Source organism: Kluyvera huaxiensis, assembly GCF_040149365.1.
Taxonomy (GTDB): domain Bacteria; phylum Pseudomonadota; class Gammaproteobacteria; order Enterobacterales; family Enterobacteriaceae; genus Kluyvera; species Kluyvera intermedia_A.
Map to the genome: position 1 here is coordinate 34,771 of NZ_JBEFLV010000023.1, position 15,617 is coordinate 50,387.

A 15,617-nucleotide genomic window follows, 5' to 3' on the forward strand; every position below is an offset into this window, starting at 1 on the left:
TAGCCGCGTTTTGCGGTGTTTTAACTTCAGGCGATATGCAAGAGTCGTAGCATAAGCCTTTTAGTGGGGTGTGAAATGGATGAATTTAAACCAGAAGACGAGCTGAAACCCGATCCCAGCGATCGTCGTACTGGTCGCTCTCGTCAGTCTTCCGATCGTGACAGCGAGCCACAGATCAATTTTGATGATGTGGAACTCGATGCCGACGAGCGTCGTCCGTCCCGTAGCCGCAAAGCACGTGAAGAAGCTGAGCCGGAAGACGAATACGATGAATCTGATGATGAAGATAGCGCAGATGAAGCGGTAGAGCGTCGTCCGCGGAAACGTAAAAATGCGGCACCGCATAAACCGGCTTCCCGTCAGTACATTATGATGGGTCTGGGTATTGTCGTGCTGCTGGTGCTGATTGTTGGCATCGGTTCGGCATTGAAAGCACCTTCATCGTCCAGCGATCAAAGCGCATCAACTGAAAAGAGCGTCTCTCTTTCCGGTGATAGTGCCTCGCAAACTGCGGCAACGACTACGCCATCTGCTCAGGAAACTAACCCGCAGCAGGATGTTTCTCTGCCGCCAATTTCCTCCACGCCGACTCAGGGCCAGGAAGCGACTGCGCCAGATGGTCAGCAGCGTGTGGAAGTGCAGGGCGATCTGAACAATGCGCTGACCCAACAGCAGGGCCAGATTGATAACGCTGTCGTGAACTCTACGCTGCCGACTGAACCTGCTACCGTTGCACCGATTCGTAACGGCGCGCGTCCAGCGGTGACTGCTCCGGAAACCCCGCGCCAGACCACGGCAGTAACGCCGCGTCCTGAGCGTAAACATGCGGTTATCGAAGCGAAACCTCAGCCAGTGGCCACGGCGAAAACGTCGACCACGCCTGCGCAAAGCAAGCCTGTTGTCGAAGCGAAGCCGGTGACTACCGCGCCTAAGGCGACGGCAACGACCACCACACCGGTGAAAGCGCCAGCAACGACGACTGAAACGGCTAAACCAGCAGCGACCACCGCACCAGCGGCAACTGCAACGGCTGCCACTACGGCGCCTGCCGCAGCGGCAACCGGTAAATCTGCGGGTGACGTTAACGCGCTGAAGTCCGCTTCGGGTTCGCATTACACCCTGCAGCTCAGCTCCTCTTCCAACTACGACAACCTGAACGGTTGGGCGAAGAAAGAGAATCTGAAAAACTACGTTGTGTATGAAACCTCCCGTAACGGCCAGCCGTGGTATGTGCTGGTGAGCGGTATTTATGCGTCTAAGGATGATGCAAAAAATGCTGTAACCACGCTGCCTGCCGATGTTCAGGCGAAGAACCCGTGGGCGAAACCGCTGCGTCAGGTTCAGACCGACCTGAAATAAGCGTCGTTTTAATATCGACACCGTTCCTTCGTGTGGCCCTTACGGCACATGAAGGAACGTAGAAGCGCAGGATGCTGTCGGAGCCTTTCTCCACAGCCGGAGAAAGTGTAATTAGTCAGGCCGCATGAAAAAAAATCGCGCTTTTCTTAAATGGGCGGGGGGCAAGTACCCTCTACTCGACGATATAAGACATCATCTGCCGACTGGCGATTGTCTGGTTGAACCCTTCGTTGGTGCTGGATCGGTATTCTTGAATACCGATTTTTCGCGTTATATTCTGGCTGATATCAACAGCGACCTTATCGAGCTCTACAAAATCGTTAAAACACGTGCCGATGAGTACATTACGCAGGCGCAGGCTCTGTTTGTGCCTGAAACCAACGATGCCGAATGCTATTACCAACTGCGCGAAGAGTTTAACCGTAGCACCGATCTGTTCCGTCGCGCGGTGCTGTTTTTATACCTCAACCGTCATGGCTACAACGGCCTGTGCCGCTATAACCTGCGCGGTGAGTTTAACGTCCCGTTTGGGCGTTATAAAAAACCTTACTTCCCGGAAGCCGAACTGCGTCACTTTGCCGAGAAAGCCCAAAATGCTGAGTTTTACTGCGAATCTTATGAAGAGTGCATGAAGCGAGCTGGGAAGGATGCGGTCGTTTATTGCGATCCACCGTATGCGCCGCTCTCGGCGACGGCGAATTTTACCGCCTATCACACCAACAGCTTCAGCCTCGAGCAGCAAGAAATTCTGGCAAAGAAGGCTGAGGAACTGATGGCAAAGCGGATCCCGGTGTTGATTTCCAATCACCGAACGCCGCTGACGCTGGACTGGTACAAAAACGCGACGGATACCCATACCGTAAAAGTTCGACGCAGTATCAGCCGCAATGGCGGCACGCGTAAAAAGGTGGAAGAGCTGCTCGCGCTCTACCGGCCACCTGGCAAAAAACAACGTTAATAGCCTAATGGGATAGGCTTTGAGGAGATGCGGATGAAACAGTACCTTATTGCCCCTTCAATTTTGTCGGCTGATTTTGCCCGTTTGGGGGAGGACACTGCCCGTGTGCTGGCCGCCGGGGCAGATGTGGTTCATTTCGATGTTATGGATAACCATTACGTGCCGAACCTGACCATCGGACCGATGGTGCTCAAATCGCTCCGTAATTACGGCATCACCGCACCTATTGACGTGCACCTGATGGTGAAGCCAGTCGACCGCCTGGTTCCTGACTTTGCCGCCGCTGGCGCCAGTATCATCACCTTCCATCCGGAAGCTTCCGAACACATTGACCGTACTTTGCAGCTTATCAAAGAGAATGGCTGTAAGGCGGGCCTGGTGTTTAACCCAGCAACCCCGCTGAGCTATCTCGACTACGTGATGGATAAGCTGGACGTGATTTTGCTGATGTCGGTAAACCCCGGCTTTGGCGGCCAATCTTTCATTCCTCACACCCTGGAAAAGCTGCGTGAAGTGCGTCGCCGCATTGATGAATCCGGCTACGACATTCGCCTGGAAGTGGATGGCGGCGTGAAGGTCAACAATATTAGTGAAATCGCCGCTGCCGGTGCCGACATGTTTGTCGCCGGTTCGGCGATTTTCGACCAACCAGACTACAAAAAAGTCATTGATGAAATGCGCAGTGAACTGGCAAAGGTAAGTCATGGATAAATTACAGACCATTCGCGGCGTCGCGTTTGACCTCGACGGCACGCTGGTTGACAGCGCGCCGGGATTAGCTGCGGCGGTAGATAGCGCGCTGTACGCGCTTGAACTGCCGGTCGCTGGCGAAGAACGAGTTATCACCTGGATCGGCAACGGTGCCGATGTGCTGATGGAGCGGGCGCTGAACTGGGCTCGCCAGGAGCGTGCAACGCTGCGCGCCTCGCAGGGCAAACCTTCCGTCGATAGCCACGATATCCCGCAGGATGAGCAGCTTCGTGTGCTGCGTCGGCTGTTCGACCGCTACTATGCGGAATTTGCCGAAGAGGGCAGCTTCCTGTTCCCGCACGTTGAGCAGACTCTGGCAGCGTTGCATGACAGCGGCCTGCCGCTGGCGCTCGTCACCAATAAGCCGACGCCGTTTGTGGCACCGATTCTGGAAACGCTGGGTATCGCCCGCTATTTCACGGTGGTGATTGGCGGCGACGACGTAAAGAACAAAAAGCCGCATCCAGAGCCGCTGCTGAAAGTAGCGGAGAAGCTGGGGCTGGCGGCGGAAGCGCTACTGTTTGTTGGCGATTCCCGTAACGATATTCAGGCTGCCAAAGCGGCAGGTTGCCCATCCGTCGGCCTGACCTACGGCTATAACTATGGCGAAGCCATCGCGCACAGCGAACCGGATGTTATCTTCGACCATTTCAATGAACTTTTGCCCGCTCTCGGGCTGCCTAATCTTGAACCTCAGGAATCAGAACATGACTAAGCCCATCGTATTTAGCGGCGCACAGCCGTCAGGTGAACTGACCATCGGTAACTACATGGGTGCGCTGCGTCAGTGGGTTAACATGCAGGATGACTACCACTGCATCTATTGCATCGTTGACCAGCACGCCATCACCGTTCGTCAGGACCCTCAGGCGCTGCGTAAAGCGACGCTCGACACCCTGGCGCTGTATCTGGCCTGCGGTATTGACCCGGAAAAGAGCACCATCTTCGTGCAGTCACACGTACCGGAGCACGCACAGCTGGGTTGGGCGTTGAACTGCTACACCTATTTCGGCGAACTGAGCCGTATGACCCAGTTCAAAGATAAATCTGCGCGCTACGCGGAAAACATCAACGCCGGTCTGTTTGACTACCCGGTACTGATGGCGGCCGATATCCTGCTGTACCAGACTAACCAGGTTCCGGTTGGTGAAGACCAGAAACAGCACCTGGAGCTGAGCCGCGATATCGCCCAGCGCTTCAACGCGATTTATGGTGATGTGTTCAAAGTTCCTGAGCCGTTCATTCCTAAGTCCGGTGCGCGCGTGATGTCCCTGCTGGAGCCGACCAAGAAAATGTCGAAGTCGGATGACAACCGCAATAACGTGATTGGTCTGCTGGAAGATCCGAAATCGGTGGTCAAGAAGATCAAACGTGCAATGACCGACGGCGATGAGCCGCCAGTTGTGCGCTACGACGTGCAGAACAAAGCGGGCGTTTCTAACCTGCTGGACATTCTCTCCGGCGTTACCGGCCAGAGTATTTCTGAGCTTGAGCAGCACTTCGAAGGGAAAATGTATGGTCACCTGAAGGGTGAAGTGGCCGAAGCGGTTTCCGGCATGCTGACCGAGCTGCAGGAACGCTATCACCGTTACCGTAACGACGAAGCCTTCCTACAGAAGGTGATGAAAGACGGATCGGATAAAGCGAGTGCACGTGCAGCGCAGACGCTGAAAGCGGTATACGAAGCGATTGGCTTTGTGGCCAAGCCATAAGCCGAATGCCTAATCTGGCCTTGCTGGCCAGATTAGCAGCGAATAAAAAAACCGGGATTATCCCGGTTTTTTTGTCTCTAGTGGTTAGAGAACCAGTTGAGTTTGTCGCGAAGTCCCACCACGCGGCCGACGATAATCAACGCCGGGCTGGCCATTTGCTGTGCCAGTTCGCCCAGCTGTGTCAGTTGGCCGTCAATCACGCGCTGGGTAATCGCGGTGCCGTTCTCGACGATAGCTACCGGCATATCGGCCTGCATACCGTGTTCAATCAGTTTCTGCTGGATAGTGGCAGCCTGGTTAAGCCCCATATAAAACACCAGCGTTTGCTTTTCTGCCGCGAGGTTTTCCCAATCCAGCTCGCCACCGGTCTTCAGGTGCCCGGTAACGAGACGTACGCTCTGCGCGTAGTCACGATGGGTTAGCGGAATACCGGAATAGGCGGAGCAGCCAGAGGCAGCGGTAATGCCTGGAACCACCGAGAAGGGGATTCCGGCGTCACACAGTGTTTCCAGCTCTTCGCCGCCGCGCCCGAAGATGAACGGGTCGCCGCCTTTCAGACGTACCACCCGTTTCCCTTGTTGCGCTTCACGCAGCAGGATCTGGTTAATTTCGTCCTGCGGTACGCAGTGATAGCCCGCGCGTTTGCCGACAAAGATGCGGTCGGCGTCGCGACGCACCAGATCCATAATATCGTCGGAAACCAGACGGTCGTAGACCACCACGTCCGCCTGTTGAATTTGTTGTAGCCCTTTCAGCGTCAGCAAACCGGCATCGCCTGGGCCCGCGCCGACCAGTACCACTTCGCCACGATGATCCAGCGGCGTATTGAGCAGATGCTCGGTGGTATCAGCAATTGCCTGTTTATCCTGATTCGCCAACGACTGTGCCAGGCGGTCATTCATAAACAGCTTTTCCCAGAAGCGGCGGCGCTCGCCCATGGTGGCAAACTGTTGCTTCACGCGTGCGCGCAGCTGTCCGGCGTAAAGCGCAACCTGGCCCAGATGCTGCGGCAGGATGGCTTCCAGCTTCTCGCGCAGCAGACGTGCCAGTACCGGCGAAGTACCGCCAGAGGAGACGGCGACCATCAGCGGCGAGCGGTCGATAATCGAAGGCATAATGAAGCTTGCCGCTTTCGGCGCATCCACCACGTTGCAGAAGATGCGGCGAGCTTCTGCTTCATCGCTCACCTGTTGATTGACGGCGTCATCGTCGGTGGCGGCAATCGCCAGCCAGCAGGTATCCAGCAGAGCGGGCTGAAAGTCGCCGGTTGCCAGCGTGAGCATTCCCGCGTCGGCCCAGACGTGAAACTGTGGGACGTAATCCCGGGCATTTACCGTCAGACGCGCGCCCGCGTCGAGCAGCAAGCGTGCTTTACGTTCAGCAACATCACCGCCGCCGACCAGCAAGCAGTCGCGATTGCGCAGTTGGCAAAAGATGGGTAAGTGATCCACGGGGTAACCTCACGGAATTAGCAAAGGAAATACACGAGATGAATAATGCGGATAAGGATAACAGCAGACATCGTATGGGATACACGATTTTTGCTGCTGTTACCCCTTTAAGGTCATAAGTTTTAGCTATTACTTATGCTTAAAACGCTCAGGCTTTTAGCTGTACCTGGCCGTCTTTGACGCGTGCTTCATAGTGGGCGATGGAATGGTTTTCATCTTCCATACACAGGCCATCACTCAGACGGAAACGCTGTTTTTTCAATGGACTGGCAACCCACAGTTCACCTTGATGTTCAACAATCAGTCCACGAGAGAGCACGCTGGACTCGAAGAACGGGTCGATGTTGCTGATGGCGAACACCTGGTTGTCGGCGTAAGGGCGGAACACGGCGACCTGTTTGTCACCCAGCAGTGCACAAACGCCCGTTGCTGGCAGGATAGCGTCTATCTTGCAGATATTTACCCACTGGCTCATGCGTTTTCCTCCACCAGAGTGACCGGGATGCGTTCGTAAGGCGTAGCCGGACGGTGCTGTGCACGCTCGGCAACCACCTGCACATTCGGGTCACGCTGTTCGCTGTTGATAAAGTGTTTGAAACGAACCTGAGCGGCAGGATCGTTAACCGTTTCAGTCCATTCGCAGGCAAACATGGCGCGCAGGCGGGCGATCTCTTCTTCCAGATGCTCGTTCAGGCCCAGTTTATCGTCGACGATCACGGAACGCAGGTAGTCGATACCGCCCTCCATGTTGTCCAGCCACGGTGCGGTACGCGTCAGTTTATCGGCGGTACGGATGTAGAACATCATGAAGCGGTCGAGGTATTTAATCAGCGTGTCGCGGTCGAGGTCAGCCGCCAGCAGATCTGCGTGACGTGGTTTCATGCCGCCGTTACCGCAGACATAGAGGTTCCAGCCTTTTTCAGTGGCGATAATCCCAACGTCCTTGCCCTGTGCTTCCGCACATTCACGGGTACAGCCGGAGACGCCGAACTTCATCTTATGCGGGGTACGAATGCCCTTGTAGCGGTTTTCTAGCTCGACGCCGAAGCCTACGCTGTCGCCCACGCCGTAACGGCACCAGGTGCTGCCTACGCAGGTTTTCGCCATACGCAGCGCTTTGGCATAGGCATGACCGGTTTCGAAGCCGGCTTCAATCAGCTGACGCCAGATTTCCGGCAGGTCATCTTTCTGCGCGCCGAACAGGCCGATGCGCTGAGAACCGGTGATTTTGGTGTACAGGTTAAACTCACGGGCGATCTGACCGACAGCGACCAGCCCTTCCGGCGTGATTTCACCGCCTGCGGAGCGCGGGATCACGGAGTAGGTACCGTCTTTCTGGATATTAGCCAGGAAGTTGTCGTTGGTATCCTGCAGCGGCGTGTGCTGTGGTTTGAGGATGAACTCATTCCAGCAGGAGGCCAGCAGGGAACCGACGGTAGGTTTACAGACTTCACAGCCGTAGCCTTTGCCGTATTTCGCCAGCAGCTCATCAAAGGTTTTGATGCCTTCGACGCGAATCAGGTGATAGAGCTCCTGACGGGTAAAGGCGAAGTGTTCACACAGGCTATGGTTGACCTCAATGCCCTGCTTCGCCAGTTCGGCGTTGAGTACTTGAGTTACCAGTGGAATACAGCCGCCGCAGCCGGTACCGGCTTTAGTTTCCGCTTTCAGCGCTGCAACGGTGTGGCAACCTTTGTTGATGGCGGAAATCAGCGCACCTTTGGTGACGTCGAAGCAAGAACAGATCTGCGCGCTGTCCGGCAGCTTGTCGACGCCGATAGACGGTTTACCGCCGCTGGCATGCGCCGGCAGAATCAGCGAGTCCGGATTTTCCGGCAGTTCAATGGCGTTCAGCGCCAACTGTAGCAGGTTGCCGAAGTCGCTGGTGTCGCCGACCAGTACCGCACCGAGCAGCGTTTTGTTATCTGGGCTGACGATCAGGCGTTTGTAGACCTCTTTATTTTCATCGAGGTAAACGTAGCTGCGTGCGCCCGGCGTGCGGCCATGCGCATCGCCAATCCCACCGACATCGACGCCCAGCAGTTTCAGCTTGGCGCTCATGTCTGCACCCTGGAAGCTGTTTTCGCTGCCGAGGATATGGTCAACGGCAACCTGCGCCATTTTGTAGCCCGGAGCAACCAGGCCGTATACGCGGTTTTTCCAGCTGGCGCATTCGCCGATGGCGTAGATATCCGGGTCAGAGGTTTGGCAGCTGTCGTTAATCATGATGCCGCCGCGTTGGGCGACCTCGAGACCGCACTGGGTCGCCAGTTTGTCGCGTGGGCGGATACCGGTGGAGAAGACGATAAAGTCGACTTCCAGCTGGCTGCCGTCGGCAAAGCGCATGGTTTTACGTGCGTTCTCGCCTTCCTGAACGATCTCTTTGGTGTTCTTATTGGTGTGAACTTTCACACCCATGCTTTCGATTTTGCGCTTCAGCTGCTCGCCGCCCATCTGATCGAGCTGCTCAGCCATCAGCATTGGAGCAAATTCGATAACGTGGGTTTCAACGCCGAGGTTTTTCAGCGCACCGGCGGCTTCAAGGCCAAGCAGGCCGCCGCCGACCACCGCGCCGCGTTTGCTTCGGCGCGCGCAGTTCTCAATGGCATTCAGATCTTCAATCGTACGATAGACGAAGCAATCCTGAGTTTCAGAACCTTTGATTGGCGGGATCCATGGATATGAACCGGTGGCCATAATCAGCTTGTCATAAAAGACGGTACGGCCTGCGCTGGAGTGAATCACCTTCTCTTTACGGTTGATGGTGATAGCGCGTTCGCCGACCAGAACCTTCACACCGTGCTTCTCATAGAAGCCTTCGCGTACCAGCGACAGCTCTTCTGCCGTGTGGTGAGAGAAGTAAGACGAGAGGTGGACACGGTCGTAGGCGATGCGGGGTTCTTCACAGAAGACGGTAATATCGAACTGGCTTGCGTCGGCTTTATCGAGAATATCCTCAATAAAACGGTGGCCGACCATGCCATTACCGATAATTGCGAGTCTGACTTTGCTCATTTTTGCCTCGATTTCTATTCTAATACTGCCTACCTTAACGATTCAGCTATTGCGATTATTGATTCAAATCAATTTAGCCTTTACCTACTCCTTAATGAGTAGGGTGATGATTTTAAAGTGGTTTTGTAAGTTGCGGAAAATACTCAACTTTATTCTGTGTTTGTTTTTTGTACAAAATGAGCAAATAAACGGCAGGGGCGGGAACGGTGCGAGGGATAAATCGAAGCGCCCCTTTTCTTAGCGAAAAGGGGCGGGGCGGATTAGTGAGAGGCTGTCGTCGCGTGCTGGCGATGACGGCTCACGAAGCCGAGGACAATACACATCACGAAGACTACGGCATACAGCGCGTTAGCGGTGGTCAGCGCTGCTAGCGGGCCACTGCTGGCCACAATTGGGCCGGTAACAACGAAGGTCAGCATGGTGCCGATGGTGCCGCAGGTCAGGACAAAGTTAACCAGTTTTGGGGAGGCAACTTTGGTCTGCAGGGAACCCAGCGTAATGATGGAGGTGTAGATGGCGCTGGAGAAGAAGCCCAGGGTCAGAATAAACCACGCCAGATGCTGCGGCTCGCCGTGGTTGAACAGGTACATCATTACCGTAGCAATGCCAGCCAGCACGGTCAGGATACGCTGCAGGTCGAAGAAGCGCAGGATGAAGCTGAAGGCCCACATGCCGAGCATGTAAGACATCCAGAAATCGCTGACCAGTTTACCGGCGTCGTTCAGGCTCATGCCCAGACCTTTGGCGTATTCCGGAACCCAGGAGATGAAGCCCAATTGGCCGAGGATATAGCACAGCGCAGCAATCGACAGGAACAGTACGCCGATGCCCCATTTTTCTTTCGCCACCGGCTGATCTTCCTGCTGCGCTTTCTTGCCCAGAACCGGGAAGTCGCAGCCGAAGGTCAGGATAAAGATCGCCACGTAAACCAGACCAATGCAGGCATATACCCAGTACCACTCAATGCTGCGTGCCAGGAGAACAGCGGCGACCATCGGGAAGATCATCCCCGCCATGCTGAAGAAGGAGTCGGTAAACAGCAGGCGTGCACCGCGCTGACGACCTTCGTACATGTGGGTGATAAGGAAAGTACCGATAGACATGGTAATCCCGCTGACCAGGCCCAGAACGAACATCGCGGCGGAGAACAGCGCCAGGCTATGGCTGGTCATTAGCCCTGCAACCGCCAGTAGCATCAGAATAAAACCAAAGCGCAGCTGTGTTTTCAGCGGCACGATTTCCATCAGCCAGGCATTGAGGAAGATGGAGATCAGGATCCCTGCGTTCAGAAAGGTGAAAGTGTTACTCATGCTGGAAACGGGCAGATTAAAGTAATCGGCAATATTTCCCATCACCATCCCGGTGACGATCACCAACGCGCCGGTGAGGGCGTAGGAGAAGAAGCTGATCCATGTGAGCTTGATACGGTTGCTGTTAGTCATGACTGGCCTGTGAATAGTTGTGTAAAGCGCATTGACTCTGCGCTGAGCGTGCAGATTTTATTCACTGCAGTGATGTATTCATAGTTTTATTACGCAAACGATGACGTATTACATGGTTCAATGTGATCAAGATCACAAAAATCAATTCACCATTTCTTACCCTGATCATTATAAGCGTTACATCCGCGTAAACTTTGGTAAAGCACTGGCCTGTGGGGCTAAGCCTCTTTAGAATCAAGCCACTTGCTTTCTCTACTGCACTCGTTAAAGGAATTCTCATGCTCAAATCAACTCTGGCGGCCGTGGCGGCTGTGTTTGCTCTTTCCTCCATGGCGCCTGCGGCGTTAGCGGCGGCCAACAATCCGCATGTGCTGCTGACCACTTCGGCCGGTAACATCGAGCTGCAGCTGGATAGCCAGAAAGCGCCAGTATCGGTTGAAAACTTCCTGAAATACGTCAACAGCGGTTTTTACAATAACACCACGTTCCACCGCGTGATCCCGGGCTTTATGGTTCAGGGCGGCGGCTTTAACGAGCAGATGCAGCAGAAGCAGCCGAATCCACCGATTAAAAACGAAGCCGATAACGGCCTGCGTAACACCCGTGGCACTATCGCCATGGCGCGTACTGCTGATAAAGATAGCGCAACCAGCCAGTTCTTCATCAACGTAGCGGATAATGCTTTCCTGGATCACGGCCAACGTGATTTTGGTTATGCGGTATTCGGCAAAGTTGTGAAGGGTATGGATGTGGCGGATAAAATCTCCCAGGTGCCGAGCCACAACGTTGGGCCGTACCAGAATGTGCCATCCAAGCCTATCGTCATCCTGTCTGCAAAAGTACTGCCATAAAGGATACGGGGCGGCATCGGCATGAGGCTGCCGCCCTTATCGCTAAAGCAGTAAGCACCCGGTAGAATGGCGGCAGATAAACGACCGGAGCCGCCATGATTCTGCTGATTGATAACTACGATTCTTTTACCTGGAACCTCTACCAGTATTTCTGTGAGTTGGGAGCCAGCGTAACGGTCAGGCGAAATGACGACATCACCCTTGATGAAATAGCTCAGCTCGCGCCGGACAAAATCGTTATCTCACCCGGCCCCTGCACGCCGGATGAAGCCGGTATCTCCCTCGATGTGATTCTCCACTATGCCGGTAAAGTACCGCTGCTCGGCGTCTGCTTAGGCCACCAGGCTATTGCTCAGGCATTCGGGGCGCGTATTGTTCGTGCGCAGAAAGTCATGCACGGCAAAACCTCACCAATTACCCATCAGCAGCAGGGCGTGTTTCGCGGCCTGAATAATCCGCTGACCGTGACCCGCTATCATTCATTGTTGATTGACCCGGATACTCTGGCCGACTGCTTTGAAGTCACCGCGCGCAGCGAAGCGGGTGAAATCATGGGGATCCGCCATCGTGAATGGGATCTGGAAGGCGTACAGTTCCACCCGGAGAGCATTCTTAGCGAGCAGGGACACCAACTGTTGGCCAATTTTCTCAATCGATAGTAGTTGCTATGGTGTGATTTTTTATGCATATTTTATGGATATAATTTCACAATCATTGCTGCATCGTTTGAAAAAGGGCATGACATGGTAACCAAACAACCTGCAATTACCCGCGCGACCTTCGATCAGGTCATTTTGCCAATCTATGCACCGGCGGAATTTATTCCGGTGAAGGGCAAAGGCAGCCGCGTGTGGGATCAGCAAGGCAAAGAGTACGTCGATTTTGCGGGTGGTATTGCGGTGACGGCGCTGGGCCACTGCCACCCAGCGCTGGTTGAGGCGTTGAAAAGCCAGGGTGAAATGCTGTGGCATACCAGCAACGTGTTTACCAACGAGCCTGCGCTACGCCTGGGCCAAAAGCTGGTGGATGCTACCTTCGCTGAGCGCGTGGTGTTTATGAACTCGGGCACCGAAGCAAACGAAACCGCTTTCAAGCTGGCACGTTACTACGCTTCAACCCGTCATAGCCCTTACAAAACCAAGATTATTGCCTTCCACAATGCTTTCCACGGGCGTTCGTTGTTTACCGTCTCCGTGGGCGGTCAGCCGAAATATTCCGACGGTTTTGGCCCAAAACCGGCTGATATTATCCACGTCCCGTTTAACGATCTGCATGCGGTCGAAGCGGTGATGGACGATCACACCTGCGCCATCGTGGTGGAGCCGATTCAGGGCGAAGGCGGCGTGCTGGCGGCAACGCCGGAATTCCTCCAGGGCCTGCGTGCGCTGTGTGATAAACATCAGGCGCTGCTGGTATTTGATGAAGTGCAGAGTGGGATGGGCCGTACCGGTTCACTGTTTGCCTATATGCACTATGGCGTGACGCCGGACATTCTGACCAGCGCCAAAGCGCTGGGCGGCGGTTTCCCGGTGAGCGCGATGCTAACGACCGAGGATATCGCCAGCGCATTCCACGTCGGTTCCCACGGTTCAACCTATGGCGGTAACCCGCTGGCCTGTGCGGTGGCCGGTGCGGCATTCGATATCATCAACACTCCGGAAGTGCTGAACGGTGTGAACGCGAAACGCGAACGCTTCGTGCAGCACCTGCAGCAGATTAACGCGAAGTACGACGTCTTCAGCGATGTACGCGGTATGGGCTTGCTGATTGGCGCTGAGCTGAATGCGAAGTACAAAGGCCGGGCGCGTGATTTCCTCTACGCGGCGGCAGACGTTGGCGTGATGGTGCTGAATGCAGGCCCAGATGTGATGCGTTTTGCACCGTCGCTGGTGGTGGAAGAGGTGGATATTGACGAAGGTATGCAGCGTTTCGCCCAGGCCGTGGCGAAGATCGTTAGCTAGTCCGTCGTTTTAACCAGCCGCCTTGCCGTGGTCTCTGTCGCCAGGCCACCGAAGAGATGGTGTGCATGGTGTTCAGATGCCCCAGAATACGCTGGAGATGCTGTTCCATGGTGCTCAATGGCCCATGGGACAGTGCATCCGGCGACTCCATAATGTTGACCTCACCGCTGCTTCCCGCTTCATCGTATTCCAGACGCTGCTGACAGCGCTGGAGCGCAATTTCACTCGACTCCAGATACTGTTGCGCCAGATTAGGCGTCAGCATCTCATGCTCGCGCGCCAGCGTGGTCATGGCGTTGATATGTTCGACGATAAACTGACTGTGGGTGACCCACAGCTTCATATCTTCCAGATAGCGCGAGTTAAAGCCCGGTTCCTGCATCGCCTGATTGAGGGTGTTAAACAGCGTGTTATGCGCCTGGTTTACGCGCATACGCAGATACGCCAGTTTAGGTGCCTGCGGATCGGGGCTTAAAATCAGGCGGATAGCTTCCTGATCGGCCTCCAGCGCGGCCTGAGCGTTCTGCCGTAGCTGGCCGCTTTGCCACTGGGGCCACAGCCAGAGCATGCCGCCGAAGGCAATCAGGCAGCCGATGATGGTGTCGATAAAGCGGGCAACGATAAATTGCTCGCCGTTGAGCGTTAGTATTTGCAGCGTGTATACCGCGGTGACGGTGAACCCGACCGTCGCCCAGCCGTAGTTGCGGCGAATAATCAGATAGCTGCCAAGCGTGATAAGCAGCATCCCGGAGAGTGCCAGCCCCTGCGGCGTATGGAAGTGCAGGGCGAAGGCGGCGATCACCAGGCCTGCCAGGGTTCCCGCCGCTCGGTGGAAGATACGTACCCGAGTTGCCCCATAGCCGTTTTGCGTCACCAGCAGTACCGTCATCAGGATCCAGTACGGCTTGGGTAAATGCAGGGCTGTGCCCATCAGGCTGGCAATACTCAGCATCACGCTTAGCCGCGCGGCGTTACGCAGCGCCGGGGATTTCAGCGACAGATAGCTTTTCAGCGCCGGGAAAAATGGCAGTCGGCGCTCTTTGTCAGCCATCAGATTGCGTGGATACAGCGGGCGCTGCGCGCGCAGCACTTTGGCGATGCGGCTAAAGTGCCAGGCGCAGAATTGGCCAACGGGGTTATCCGGGTGCTGGTGGGCAATTTTTTCCAGCGCGCCAATCTGCTTTTCCATCGTGAAGCGGCTGGGGTAGCGATGGTAGAGAATATCGTCTGCCAGTACGCGCAGGCGGGCGGCGACGGTCTGGGCGTTCCAGCGGATCACGGCTTCGGCGTGGCTACGTTCAACCAGTTTTTGCACCTCTTCCGGTTGATGCAGGCTAACGGAAATGTGCTCTTGTAAATCCAGCCCAACCTGAAACGCCCGCAGCAGACGCTTGTAATCGTTGTGCTGATTGGCCGCCAGCATATGCAGCTGCTGGTAGCACTGGGAGATTAAATCCACCACCTTCTGCTGACGGTTTAACAGCGGGGGCAGCGCGGTGCTGGGATCGGTATGCTGGGTCAACAGGCTGTACTTTGCTTCACAATAGTCGGCAAGTTGACGATAGAGCAGACTTAGCGATTCGCGCAGCGGCTGTTCCCGCCACATCCAGAACCACCACCAGTTGAATAAACCGAACCACAGTGTACCCAGAGCGTAGAGCAGCAACGGCTGCCAGATAGGCATATTGCCGGCGAGGCTGAGGGTGAAAATAGAGGCAATAAGCGATGCCGGCAGCAGACGCCCGTGCAGCGCGCTGATCTCCGCCGTCACGCCGAGAATCAGCGCAAGCCCGGTCAGTATTAACGGCAGCGGGATTTCATGCTCCAACAGCAACTGTACGGCAAGACTGCATCCGGCAAACAGGCAGCCACCGATAGTCAGACGTTTAAAAAAACGTTTATGCGGTGTATCAAGACCGGCGATATTGCAGCAGGCGGGAACCAGTGAAAACAGGAGGCCTTGCTGAAGGTGGCCGAGAATCAGGCCGATGGCAACCGGCAAACATAACACCAGCGTTTGCCGCAGTGCATAGTTGACTTCCGGATGGTAAATCAGCCTGCGCCACATAAGGGGATAAGTAAAAACGGCATATTGTTTAGACAATATGCCGTTTTAGC

Annotated in this window: 13 protein-coding genes; 8 read left to right on the forward strand and 5 right to left on the reverse strand. The window is 55.2% G+C overall.

Annotated elements, in window-relative coordinates:
- Positions 1 to 75: 75 nt before the first annotated feature.
- The 5 genes from damX (at position 76) to trpS (ending at position 4,779) form a co-directional block, all read left to right on the forward strand.
- Positions 76 to 1,359, forward strand: a complete 1,284-nt coding sequence (gene damX / locus ABOC97_RS19910) for a cell division protein DamX (protein ID WP_349601124.1) — start codon at positions 76 to 78, stop codon at positions 1,357 to 1,359.
- Between the two features lie 124 nt (positions 1,360 to 1,483).
- Positions 1,484 to 2,317: an adenine-specific DNA-methyltransferase gene (gene dam / locus ABOC97_RS19915; protein WP_349601126.1), complete on the forward strand. Its 834-nt coding sequence runs from the start codon at positions 1,484 to 1,486 to the stop codon at positions 2,315 to 2,317.
- Positions 2,318 to 2,350: 33 nt separating this feature from the next.
- Entirely contained in the window at positions 2,351 to 3,028 is a 678-nt protein-coding gene (gene rpe / locus ABOC97_RS19920) for a ribulose-phosphate 3-epimerase (protein WP_349601128.1), read from the forward strand.
- Entirely contained in the window at positions 3,021 to 3,782 is a 762-nt protein-coding gene (gene gph / locus ABOC97_RS19925; protein WP_349601130.1) for a phosphoglycolate phosphatase, read from the forward strand. Before rpe ends, gph begins: the two co-directional genes overlap by 8 nt.
- A complete protein-coding gene (gene trpS / locus ABOC97_RS19930) occupies positions 3,775 to 4,779 on the forward strand; it encodes a tryptophan--tRNA ligase (RefSeq protein WP_349601132.1) in 1,005 nt (334 codons plus the stop codon). Before gph ends, trpS begins: the two co-directional genes overlap by 8 nt.
- Before the next feature lie 77 nt (positions 4,780 to 4,856).
- On the opposite strand, the gene cysG is transcribed toward trpS, so the two are convergent.
- From cysG to tsgA, 4 genes are all read right to left on the reverse strand, one after another.
- Positions 4,857 to 6,230: a siroheme synthase CysG gene (gene cysG, locus ABOC97_RS19935; RefSeq protein ID WP_349601134.1), complete on the reverse strand. Its 1,374-nt coding sequence runs from the start codon at positions 6,228 to 6,230 to the stop codon at positions 4,857 to 4,859.
- A 148-nt stretch (positions 6,231 to 6,378) separates the two neighbouring features.
- Complete coding sequence (gene nirD, locus ABOC97_RS19940) at positions 6,379 to 6,705, reverse strand: nitrite reductase small subunit NirD (RefSeq protein ID WP_349601136.1); 327 nt, start codon at positions 6,703 to 6,705, stop codon at positions 6,379 to 6,381.
- A complete protein-coding gene (nirB, locus tag ABOC97_RS19945) occupies positions 6,702 to 9,245 on the reverse strand; it encodes a nitrite reductase large subunit NirB (protein ID WP_349601138.1) in 2,544 nt (847 codons plus the stop codon). The genes nirD and nirB overlap by 4 nt, the downstream gene beginning before the upstream one ends.
- 260 nt (positions 9,246 to 9,505) lie before the next feature.
- A complete protein-coding gene (gene tsgA, locus ABOC97_RS19950; protein WP_349601140.1) occupies positions 9,506 to 10,687 on the reverse strand; it encodes an MFS transporter TsgA in 1,182 nt (393 codons plus the stop codon).
- Positions 10,688 to 10,965: 278 nt separating this feature from the next.
- Here tsgA and ppiA point away from each other — a divergent pair, with 278 nt between their 5' ends.
- The 3 genes from ppiA (at position 10,966) to argD (ending at position 13,499) form a co-directional block, all read left to right on the forward strand.
- Entirely contained in the window at positions 10,966 to 11,538 is a 573-nt protein-coding gene (gene ppiA / locus ABOC97_RS19955; protein ID WP_349601142.1) for a peptidylprolyl isomerase A, read from the forward strand.
- 95 nt (positions 11,539 to 11,633) lie between these two features.
- The gene (pabA, locus tag ABOC97_RS19960; protein WP_349601144.1) at positions 11,634 to 12,197 is read left to right on the forward strand and encodes an aminodeoxychorismate synthase component 2; all 564 of its coding nucleotides are present in this window, start codon (positions 11,634 to 11,636) and stop codon (positions 12,195 to 12,197) included.
- 84 nt (positions 12,198 to 12,281) lie between these two features.
- Entirely contained in the window at positions 12,282 to 13,499 is a 1,218-nt protein-coding gene (argD, locus tag ABOC97_RS19965; protein ID WP_349601146.1) for a bifunctional acetylornithine/succinyldiaminopimelate transaminase, read from the forward strand.
- On the opposite strand, the gene ABOC97_RS19970 is transcribed toward argD, so the two are convergent.
- A complete protein-coding gene (locus ABOC97_RS19970; RefSeq protein WP_349601148.1) occupies positions 13,492 to 15,567 on the reverse strand; it encodes a YccS/YhfK family putative transporter in 2,076 nt (691 codons plus the stop codon). The genes argD and ABOC97_RS19970 overlap by 8 nt on opposite strands.
- Positions 15,568 to 15,617: the final 50 nt, after the last annotated feature.